This is a genomic window from uncultured Campylobacter sp. (assembly GCF_937890585.1).
Taxonomy (GTDB): Bacteria; Campylobacterota; Campylobacteria; order Campylobacterales; family Campylobacteraceae; genus Campylobacter_A.
Genome location: NZ_CALACG010000145.1, coordinates 1 through 10422 on the forward strand (window position 1 = coordinate 1; position 10422 = coordinate 10422).

10 protein-coding genes and 1 pseudogene are annotated in these 10422 nt (G+C 42.2%); all 11 read left to right on the top strand.

The annotated features are described in order from the left end of the window. Positions 1-759, top strand: a pseudogene (locus tag Q0296_RS04180) (hypothetical protein); the annotation flags it as partial. 174 nt (positions 760-933) lie between these two features. Further along, a complete protein-coding gene (locus tag Q0296_RS04185; RefSeq protein ID WP_298036892.1) occupies positions 934-2298 on the top strand; it encodes a coproporphyrinogen III oxidase family protein in 1365 nt (454 codons plus the stop codon). After that, entirely contained in the window at positions 2298-3932 is a 1635-nt protein-coding gene (locus Q0296_RS04190; RefSeq protein ID WP_298036895.1) for a multidrug ABC transporter permease/ATP-binding protein, read from the top strand. Before Q0296_RS04185 ends, Q0296_RS04190 begins: the two co-directional genes overlap by 1 nt. Positions 3933-4038: 106 nt before the next feature. Beyond that, complete coding sequence (locus tag Q0296_RS04195; RefSeq protein ID WP_103607306.1) at positions 4039-4428, top strand: NAD(P)H-quinone oxidoreductase subunit 3; 390 nt, start codon at positions 4039-4041, stop codon at positions 4426-4428. Beyond that, complete coding sequence (locus Q0296_RS04200; protein WP_298036900.1) at positions 4410-4922, top strand: NADH-quinone oxidoreductase subunit B family protein; 513 nt, start codon at positions 4410-4412, stop codon at positions 4920-4922. Before Q0296_RS04195 ends, Q0296_RS04200 begins: the two co-directional genes overlap by 19 nt. Continuing rightward, positions 4919-5683, top strand: a complete 765-nt coding sequence (locus Q0296_RS04205) for an NADH-quinone oxidoreductase subunit C (protein WP_298036902.1) — start codon at positions 4919-4921, stop codon at positions 5681-5683. The genes Q0296_RS04200 and Q0296_RS04205 overlap by 4 nt, the downstream gene beginning before the upstream one ends. Then, positions 5680-6909: an NADH dehydrogenase (quinone) subunit D gene (gene nuoD / locus Q0296_RS04210; protein ID WP_298036904.1), complete on the top strand. Its 1230-nt coding sequence runs from the start codon at positions 5680-5682 to the stop codon at positions 6907-6909. The genes Q0296_RS04205 and nuoD overlap by 4 nt, the downstream gene beginning before the upstream one ends. Then, positions 6906-7136 carry an NADH-ubiquinone oxidoreductase subunit E family protein gene (locus Q0296_RS04215; protein ID WP_148805052.1) on the top strand — a complete coding sequence of 77 codons (231 nt, stop codon included), beginning with the start codon at positions 6906-6908 and terminating at the stop codon, positions 7134-7136. Before nuoD ends, Q0296_RS04215 begins: the two co-directional genes overlap by 4 nt. Beyond that, on the top strand, positions 7133-7843 hold the full coding sequence (locus Q0296_RS04220; protein WP_298036910.1) for a hypothetical protein: 711 nt from the start codon (positions 7133-7135) through the stop codon (positions 7841-7843). Before Q0296_RS04215 ends, Q0296_RS04220 begins: the two co-directional genes overlap by 4 nt. Next, the gene (locus Q0296_RS04225; protein ID WP_298036913.1) at positions 7840-10152 is read left to right on the top strand and encodes an NADH-quinone oxidoreductase subunit G; all 2313 of its coding nucleotides are present in this window, start codon (positions 7840-7842) and stop codon (positions 10150-10152) included. Before Q0296_RS04220 ends, Q0296_RS04225 begins: the two co-directional genes overlap by 4 nt. Then, the coding region (locus Q0296_RS04230; protein ID WP_298036916.1) for an NADH-quinone oxidoreductase subunit H at positions 10145-10422 on the top strand (278 nt) is incomplete at its 3' end. The genes Q0296_RS04225 and Q0296_RS04230, both read left to right, overlap by 8 nt.

Sequence of the window (10422 nt, forward strand, 5' to 3'; positions counted from 1 at the left end):
ACCGCATTTGTCACTGTTTTTGAGATATTAGTCCTCGTTTTTGTCTCATTTTTGTACCAAAACGACGATAAAAAGTATAAATTTAAAAAGCCAAAATTTCTATTTTTTTATAACTCAAATTTCATCTACATTTTAACGCTCATCTCTTTTGCCATTTTGGCCTTTGCGGCTTTCAGGCTAAACTACGGCTGGGGCGCTATTTTATCGCTACTTTTGTTATCTTACACTGGGGTAAATTTAGCAGTTTTCTTTAAAGATAGATCAAATTTCATCATCTATCTTTTGTCGCTTATCATGCTTTTGCTCTTTATCATTTCGGTTGTTGTCTTAAAAGATGGCGGATTTTTGGCACTTTGGATACTCTTTTGCTCGTTCATGCTCTCTTTTATACTGGGCGCTGCTAGCATCAAAGAGACAAGGGATTTTTCATTTGTTTTCTACACTGCACTTTCACTTATGATCGTTTCAAACTCGCTTTTGTTTATAAAATACACAGCAAAAACCTTTAACATAGGCGACGTGGATTATAAATTTTTGCTTGTGGATAAAAGTGCGTTAAAGGCACTACCAAGCTCACTTTGTGATGCAAAAGACAAAGAGCAAACGCCTTGTGAGATAGATGAAAAAGCGGTTAAAATTTATGATGTGAAGTCGCTTTGCAATATCGGTAAATTTTACTATCTGCAGACAAAAGATGGAGTGAAATTTGAGCTTGACTCGAGTAAGATCATCTCAAGAGCCAAGGAGGAAAATCCTTAAGCTTTGGGAGCAAAATTTGATATATATGTGAAATTTGCAGGTTTAGAAATTTAAATTTTATAAGCCCAATTTATAGGCTTAAGCTAAAAATTTCTTTAATTCAAGGCTAAATTTATCAAATTTTAGCTATCCTAACGCATTATTTTAAGACCAACTTACAAAAGGCGATTAATTATGATTTTTAAAAATATTGTTGAGAGTTTTGCTGTAAATTACGCTCATAATTCTATACAAAAATCGCTATATAACGAATTTAACATAGACATTTTAAACACGACTTACACCAAAACTCCAAAAAAAGACAAAAAGTACATGCTCTACGCTCACGTGCCGTTTTGTCACACATTTTGCCCGTATTGCTCGTTTCACAAGTACCATTACGAGCAGGAGCTTGCGAAAATTTACTTTGAAAATTTACGCGAGGAGATGAGGCAGATAAAGGAGGCTGGCTTTGACTTTTCATCGCTTTATGTGGGCGGTGGCACGACGCTTATAAACGAGCCAGAGCTTGAAAAAACGCTAAAACTAGCAAAAGATCTCTTTAGCATAGAGGACATCTCAGCAGAGAGCGACCCAAATCACATCTCGCCAGAGAGCCTCAGCCGCTTTGATGGCCTCATCGACCGCTTAAGCATAGGCGTGCAAAGCTTTGATGATGAGACCTTAAAAAGGGTTGGCAGATATGATAAATTTGGCTCGGCTGAGGAGACAAAAAGAAAGATAGAGCAGGCTCTTGGCAAGATCCCAGTTATCAGCCTAGATCTCATCTTTAACTTGCCAAATCAAACAAAAGAGCAGATAATAAACGACGTAAATGTCGCAAAATCAATATCTCCGCAGCAAATCACCTTCTATCCACTCATGAAATCAGAGCTAACAAGAGAGAACATCGCTCGCGCACTTGGCGTCTCAAACGTCGATAATGAGCGAGAATTTTACGAGATTATCGTGAGCGAATTTGCCAAGGGCGGATATAGACAAAGCAACGCATGGGCATTTTCAAATGAAAAAAGCGCTGACCTTCGCGACGAATATGTAGGCTCAAATTTAGAGTATGTGGGCGTTGGTAGCGGGGCGTTTAGCTTCTTAAACGGCGAGCTTGTGATAAATGCCTTTAACCTACTTGACTACGGCAGAAAGGTCAAAGCAAGACAAAGCCCAGTCATCGCAAAATGCGCATTTAGCAAAAAAGAGAGACTAAAATATACATTTTTAACAAAGCTTTTTGATGGCGCCGTGGATATCAAAACCTACAACGAGCAAAACGACGCAAACATCAACAAAGACCTATTTGTCGAGCTTAGCTTGCTAAAACTTGTAAATGCTATATACGAAGAAAATGGCGTTATCAAGCCGACATTTTTTGGCAAATATATCTGCGTCGTGCTCATGCGCGACTTCTACGCTGGCATGGACAAGGTGCGCGCGATATTTAAAAACGATGCGAAGATCAAACGCAGCAAGGTGCTTCACATCATGAGTGAAAATACCGAGCAAAAATTTGATCAAAACATCATTCAGCCACGCGCTGCGATGTAATGCTTGCGAATTTAATAAAAAGCAATCTTTTTTCAATAATCAAAATAGTGATCCTGACGCTTGCCTTTAGCGGGCTTGGCGTCTGGACGCTCTCTTTTATCAATAACGAACTTGTAAATTTAAAAGAATTTGACGCCCTCGTGGCGGTTAAATTTATAGCTATCTTGATCTTATTTTTCATAAGCGCCATCGCTGCAAACATCTCGCTTACAAATTTTGGACATAAATTTATCTATGAGCTTAGATATCAAAGCGTAAAGCAAATTTTAGACACGCCAAATAGCGTGATAAACGAGATCGGCAAGGCAAAGATCATAGCCAGTCTAAACAACGACATAAAAACGATCACATTTGCTTTTATGAGCGCTACTGGCTTCATACAAAGCCTGGTTTTCATCATTTGTGCCAGCTTTTATCTAGCCTACATCGCGCCAAAGGTTTTTATATTTAGCGCTGTTTGGATCGGCGCAACACTCGTTATAAACACGCTTTTGATGAAAAAGATCCACCTTTACTTTAGAGAGTCCAGAACCCAAGATGACGCACTGCAAAAGCACTATGACGACATAGTTGAGGGGCACAGAGAGCTTAGTCTAAATAGAGTAAGAGCGCAAGTCTGCTTTGACGAGCTAAATTTAACAGGCGACAAAAAGCGTCAAAGCATGGTAAAGGCTGACGTCTATCACGCGCTAAGTGATAATTTTACCAATGTAATGCTCCTTGGTGCAGTCGGACTTTGCGTATTTTTATGCGTGGCATTTGGCTGGGCGAGCCTGCAAACGGCGCTTAGCATAAGCCTTACGATACTATTTTTAAGAGGCTCATTTATGAGTATGGTTGGCTCCATACCAGCCGCACTTAGCGCAAAAGTGAGCCTAGAGAAGATAATGAACTTAAATTTAAATGAATTTAAAGAAGGCTTTAAATTTGATGATAGTCTAAGCGATGAGTGGCAAAGCATCAGGCTAAAAGATATAAATTTCAATTACGCTCACGGCAAATTTAGTCTAAATGATGTAAATTTAGAGATCAAGCGCGGCGAGATAACATTTATCATCGGTAAAAATGGCAGCGGCAAAAGCACGCTTATAAATATTCTCTGCGGCCTTCTTCGCCCAAGTAGCGGCGAAATTTACCTTGATGGCACAAAAATAGATGAAGCAAATTTACAAAGCTATCAGGCAAAGATAAGCGCTATTTTTGCTGATTTTTATCTATTTTCGCAAACGCTCTGTCGTGATGGCTTTGCCAGCCAAAGCGATATAGATGAGCTCTTGGCTCTGCTTGAGATCGATAAAAAGGTAAGTGTCGTTGATAATAAACTTAGCACCACGCAGCTTTCAACCGGTCAGCGAAAGCGCCTAAGCCTGCTAATAGCCATCTTAGAGCACCGCTCTATCCTCATCCTTGATGAGTGGGCAGCCGATCAAGACCCGCTATTTAAGCGTAAATTTTACAAAGAAATTTTGCCATTTTTGCAAAGTAAGGGCATAAGCATCATCGCCGTGAGCCACGATGATAGCTACTTTGAGGTGGCGACTAGGATCATTTTAGTAAAAGATGGCTTTGTGCGCGAGCTTGATGAGAGTGAGCGTGCCAGCGCCGCAAAAGACGCCGTTGAGAAGATAAAATAAGAGTATTTTTTACACAAAAAGAGATTTACATCGCTACTCTTGAGCTATTTCAAGCTCAAATAAATTTAAATTTAGTAGAATTTTGAAAAATTAAAAAAGGCGAAGTATGTCACACTCAGAGCTTGACAGCACCTATCTTGGCGCTTTTATCATACTTTTATTAGCTACTTGTTCGTTTAGTCTGATAACATTTTTATCCTCAAAGATAAGCAAAAAGCTAGCCAACCGCAACACCGAGCGCCTAAAAGTAGGCTTTTACGAGTGCGGACCGACCACGGTAAAACAGCCAAATAAGATAAATATCCACTACTTTTTTTATGGAATTTTATTTATTTTATTTGACGTTGAGGTCATCTTTATGTATCCGTGGGCGGTGGATTTTAGGCTGCTTGGGCTATTTGGGCTCATTGAGATGCTACTTTTTGTGGCGATACTGCTAGTCGGCTTTGCCTACGCTTGGCAAAAAGGAGTCTTTAAATGGCAAAGCATCAGATAAACTACGCTGCAAATGGCGGTCTGCCAGTAGTTTTGACAACCGTTGATAAGCTCGTGCAGTGGGGCAGGAGCAACTCGCTTTGGGCACTTAGCTATGGGCTTGCATGCTGTGCGATCGAGATGATGGCGAGTGGGGCTAGCAGATATGACTTTGATAGATTTGGCACTATATTTCGCGCCAGTCCAAGGCACTCGGAGGTGATGATCATAGCTGGCACGCTAACTAAAAAGCACGCTGAATTTACAAGGCGCCTTTACGACCAGATGCCTGAGCCAAAGTGGGTCATCTCAATGGGTAGCTGTGCAAACACTGGAGGCATGTTTAATACTTACTCAACCGTTCAAGGTGTAGACCGCATAATCCCCGTCGATATCTACATCCCAGGCTGTGCCCCTCGCCCAGAGACGCTTCAGTACGCACTTATGATGCTTCAAAAAAAGATAAGAAAACAAAGTGCATTTAGGGCGCAAAAGCCAAGAAAGCTAGGCATATGAGAGAGTATAAGCCAAAAAACGACTTGCAAAAAAAGCAGTATTACAGCGAGAAATTTTATATAGCCAAGCAGACGCCAAAAGAGGCGGCAATAGGCTCTAAATTTGACGAAGAGCTCGCTGTTTTAGAGCAAAGCGGAGTGGAAATTTTATCTAGCTACGTTGAGTTTGATCAGCTCGTAATTTATGTAAATTCTAGTGAAAATTTTAAAGCACTTGAGGCGCTAAAAGGCTTTGGCTATGAGCAGCTTTGTGAGCTTGCAGCGGTTGATTATATAGCTAAAAGGGGCGGATATGAGGTCTTTTATCAGCTTCTTAGCATCACTAAAAATAGGCGCACACGTGTAAAGTGCTTTGTAAAAAAAGAGGAAATGCTAAAAAGCGTTTGCGAGCTTTATAAAAGCGCAAACTGGGCGGAGCGCGAGATGTATGATCTAAGTGGCGTTCTCGTTAAAGATCATCCAAATTTAAAGCGCCTTATCATGCCTGATGACTGGCACTCGCACCCGCTACTAAAGAGCTATCCGCTAGTTGGCGACGAGGCTGCTAAATGGTACGAGGTGGATAAAATTTTTGGAAGCGAGTTTAGAGAGCAGATCGGCGAAGAGAACCGCGATCCAGCCTTTGTGGATGAGAAAGATACCTTTGGATTTTCACGTGTGTTTGATGAAAATGAAGACTACGAGTATCAAGAAGAAGGCGGCGTGAGATTTGTCAAAAGGGCTAAATTTAACCAAAGCCAGATAGTAAAGGAACGACCTTGAGCCAAGCACCAAACCGCTTAAAACCATTTTTTGAAAATTTAGAATTTGAGCAAAATGACGGCAAAATGATACTAAATTTTGGCCCGCAGCACCCAAGCGCACACGGACAGCTAAAACTCGTGCTTGAGCTTGACGGTGAAAAGGTCGTGCGCGCTATGCCAGAGGTTGGCTTTATGCACCGAGGCGTTGAAAAGATGGCTGAAAATATGACCTATCAGGAATTTATCCCAGTGACTGACAGGGTGGATTACATCGCATCAAGTGCCAATAACTACGCATTTTGCGCGGCTGTGGAGAAGCTTTGCGCCATAGAAGTGCCTCGCCGTGCGCAGATCATAAGAGTGATGCTTTTAGAGCTAAACCGCATAAGCTCGCACCTTTTATTTTTAGCCACGCACGCCCTTGACGTGGGGGCTATGAGCGTCTTTTTATACGCATTTAGAGAGCGTGAATACGTCCTTGATCTCATAGAAAAATACTGCGGCGCAAGACTAACTCACAGCTCGATAAGGATCGGTGGTGTGCCGCTTGATCTGCCTGATGGCTGGTGCGAGGAGCTGCTTAAATTTTGCGAGAAATTTCCAAGCGACATCACACTTTACGAAGATCTACTAAGTGAAAATAGAATTTGGCAAGCAAGGCTTGTTGATGTGGGCGTAGTTAGCAAAGAGCTAGCCCTTAGTAGCGGCTGTTCTGGCGTCATGCTAAGAGCAAGCGGTGTGGCACGTGATATCAGAAAAGAAGAGCCATATCTCATCTATGACGAGCTGGAATTTGATGTGCCTTACGCCACCAAGGGCGACTGCTACGCAAGATACCTACTTTATATGAAAGAGATGCGCGAGTGCGTGAAAATTTTAAAGCAGTGCGTTAGCAAGTATCAGACCAGCAGCCCTGCCGTCATCGCCGACGCGCCAGAGTATGTGAGCGCTTCAAAAGAGCAGATAATGAGCCAAAACTACTCACTTATGCAGCATTTTGTGCTGATAACTCAGGGGTTAAAGCCACCAAAGGGCGAAATTTACTTTGCTAGTGAGTCGCCAAAGGGCGAGCTTGGAATTTATATAAACTCAGACGGCAGCGCAAGCCCGTACCGCCTAAAAATTCGCACGCCAAGTTTTTGGCACTGTGCTATTTATGAAGATCTGCTAGTTGGGCAGTACGTGGCAGACGTGGCCGCGATAATAGGCAGCACAAATATCATCTTAGGCGAGGTTGATAGATGAGAAGGGTCGATCTTAGACATCTAAAGGGCGAGTTTTTGAGCACTCTTGGGCAGCAGATAAAGGCGAGCGAGCCAGACGAGGTGGTGATATTTTTGTTTGAGATAGGCGACTTTAGCGGCGTGCAAAAGGCGCTAAATTTGAGCTATAACCTAAACTGCGAGGTGATGAACTCGCTTAAATTTAACCAAGTTGATTGGGTATTAACGATAAAAAAGGGCAAGATATGAAATTTAATGATCTAATAGCAGGCAAGAGCCTAAGTATCGCAAATTTACTAAGTTTGAGCGACAAAAATTTAGCAAAAAAGATAAAAGAGCACGAGTTTAGATATATCTCATGCTTCGAGGATAACGAGCTTGGCAGTAAAAATTTGATCCGATGTGAGATAGGCTCGATCAGCTACGTCTTAGCGCTTCTTTGTAAGTATGCAAATTTGGTGCAAAATGAGTTTTTTGACGAGCTTGATGATGGGCTAATAAGTGGCGAGTGTAACGTGGGTGAGGAGGAGTTTGAAGAGCTTGGCGAGTGGATAAAGGACGTTAAAAACGTGATCATAGATGACTCGCTCTTTACTCATCCAGATAAAGATGCGATCTTTTGGCTACTTGAAATTTTAGATAAAAATGTCGTCTTAGCAGGCGGCGAGGTCAAAGAATTTGCAAGCGTCAAAGAAGTAAGCGAGCTAAGAGAGCTTGAAAATTTTGATGGAGCGGTCGTTTATCTAAATAAAAACGCAAGCGATGAGATCGTGGGCGGCGTGCAGTTTGGCATAGTAGCAAAGGCAAAGGATGGCGAAATTTTAAATTTAAAGGCAAAAGACTTTAGCGTGAGGGCTAAATTTAGGCTTGATCCAGCGCTAAAAGGCACGGTTGCCCTGCTTGGCGCAAGAGAGTTTGATGGATATGCATTTAAACAAGTAGTAGTTAGCAAATGAAAATCACCATAAACGATCAAATTTTAGAGGCAAACGAGGGCGAGAGCATCCTAAACATCGCAAGGGCAAATGGCATCTACATCCCTGCGCTTTGCTACCTTAGTGGCTGTTCGCCAACGCTTGCTTGCAGGCTTTGCATGGTCGAAGCAAACGGCAAAGTGGTCTATAGCTGCAATGCCAAAGCCAAAGAGGATATGCAAATTTACACAAACACGCCTGAGATAGCTGCTGAGCGAAATGCGATCATGCAGACATACTGCGTCAATCACCCCCTTCAATGCGGCGTTTGCGACAAAAGTGGCGAGTGTGAATTGCAAAATTTAACGGCGCATTTAAATGTAAATGAGCAAAGCTTTGCCATAGAAGACACGCACAAACCGCACAAAAAATGGGGGCTCATAAACTACGACCCAGCCCTTTGCGTGGTCTGTGAGAGGTGCGTGACGGTCTGTAAAGATAAGATCGGAGAAAGTGCACTAAAAACGGTGCCAAGAGGCGTTGAGGTGCCAAAAGAGCTAAAAGATAGCATGCCAAAAGATGCCTATGCCGTCTTTACCAAGATGCAAAAGAGCTTAATTGCCCCAAGTGCGGGTGAAAGCTTAGAGTGCTCATTTTGTGGTGAGTGCATAAGCGTCTGCCCTGTTGGCGCGCTTGTTAGCTCAAATTTTCAGTATAGCTCAAATGTCTGGGAGCTAAGCCACGTCCCAGCGGCAAATCCTCACCAAAGCGACTGCGAGCTCATTTTTTATGACGTAAAAGAAAAAAGCACTAGCGATAGAAGCAAGCAAATTTACCGCGTTAGCAACGACTTTCACTTTGGCGAGATAAGCGGTGCGGCAAGGTTTGGCTACGACTTTCACAACGAAAATGCCCGCAAAAATGAGATGAAATTTAATGAGCTCATCTCAAATTTGAAAAACGGCAACATAAAAAATATAAAATTTAATAGCTTCATAACAAACGAAGAGGCGCTTATTTTGGAGCGCTTGAGAGAGAAATTTGATCTAAATTTATTAAACGATGAGGCTTTTAAATTTCAAAATTTCTTAAATATTTTTAGCGAATTTAGCGGTCTTAGCTCATATAACGCAGACTATGAGAGCCTTAAAAATAGCGACTTTGTGATCACGGCTGGCAGCTTCTTACGCCATGAGAGCCCAGTGACAAGCTATAAGCTAAATAACGCCCTTAAGATAAATAAAGCTGCTGGAATTTACTTTCATCACATCGCTGATGAGGTGGTGAAGAAATTTTCAAAGAATTTCGCCTGTGTGAGTTATGAGGCTGGCAAAGAGGCTGGAAAATTGGAGCAAATTTTACTCTTTGTGCTTAAAAACTGGGGCGAAAATTTACCAGCAGCACTTCAGGCAAGAGTTGAAAAATTTGATGAAAACTTTGGCTTAGAAGTAGCCACTTTGAGTGAGAAAAAGGCTAAATTTACGCTCATTTTAGGTAGCGACTTTTACGCTCATGAAAATGCAAATTTACTAGCTGCCCTTGCTGGTGTGATCGCAAGAGCTACGCCCTTTGCTGTGATGCTTATACCGCCTCGAACTAACTCGCTTGGCGTGGCTAAAATTTGCACGCTTTCACGCGAGAAAAAGGCTGGCAAGACGCTAGGATACAACGAAATGGGCGAGTTTAAATTTAGCATTTTTGAGGGCGATCTTGACGCTGGTGCGCTAAATCAGCAAGAGGGCACATTTACAAGCATAAATAACGAAGTAGTGCCGACAAATACGGCGCTCGCTCACAAGGGATACTTCTTAAACGACATCGCAAATGCACTTGGGCTAGCGGCTAAAACTACGATTGATTACACAGCGCAGCTGCCAAAAGAGAAGGGCTATAAGGGCGTTAAATTTGATGATTTAGAAAATTTTTATGCAAATGACGGCACAAGCCACAGAGGCTACAAGCTTGAAATTTCAAATTTCGCGCCAAAAGAGGACATAGAGCCACTTTTTAAAGAGCAAAGTGAGCTAAATTTAAAAGAGGACGAAGCGCTAATAAGCCTTGCAAATCCTATAAATTTGCCATCGTTTTTTGCAAACTACGCTAGTGGGACTGCTAAACGCGCGAAACTTTACGCAAGTAGCGAGTTTATGGCTAAATTTGAAATTTCACAAAATGAAGCGATCATTTTAGAAAAAAATGGGCAAAAGCTTGCCATTTGCGCGGAGCTTGATAGCGAGCTAGGAGGCATTGGCGCCTATCTTGGCGACTACGATGAAAAGCTTGATATAAGCGCCATTTTTGAGAGCAATTGCTACGCAAGCGTAAAAATAATAAGGGCAGAGAATGAGTGATATGCTATTTTTTGTGATAACAACTATCCTTAAAGCTGTCGTTATCTTGGCCGTCATGGCGAGCCTTGCTGGCCTTGCGACTTATGCTGAAAGAAAGGTGCTAGCCTACATGCAGCGCCGCGTTGGGCCTGATATGGTGGGGCCTGCTGGTGTGCTTCAGATCGTGGCTGACATGATAAAGCTCTTTACAAAAGAGGATATCCTCCCAGCAAATGCAAATAAATTTATCTTTTTAATAGCGCCTCTAATCTCTGCTATCGCGGCATTTGC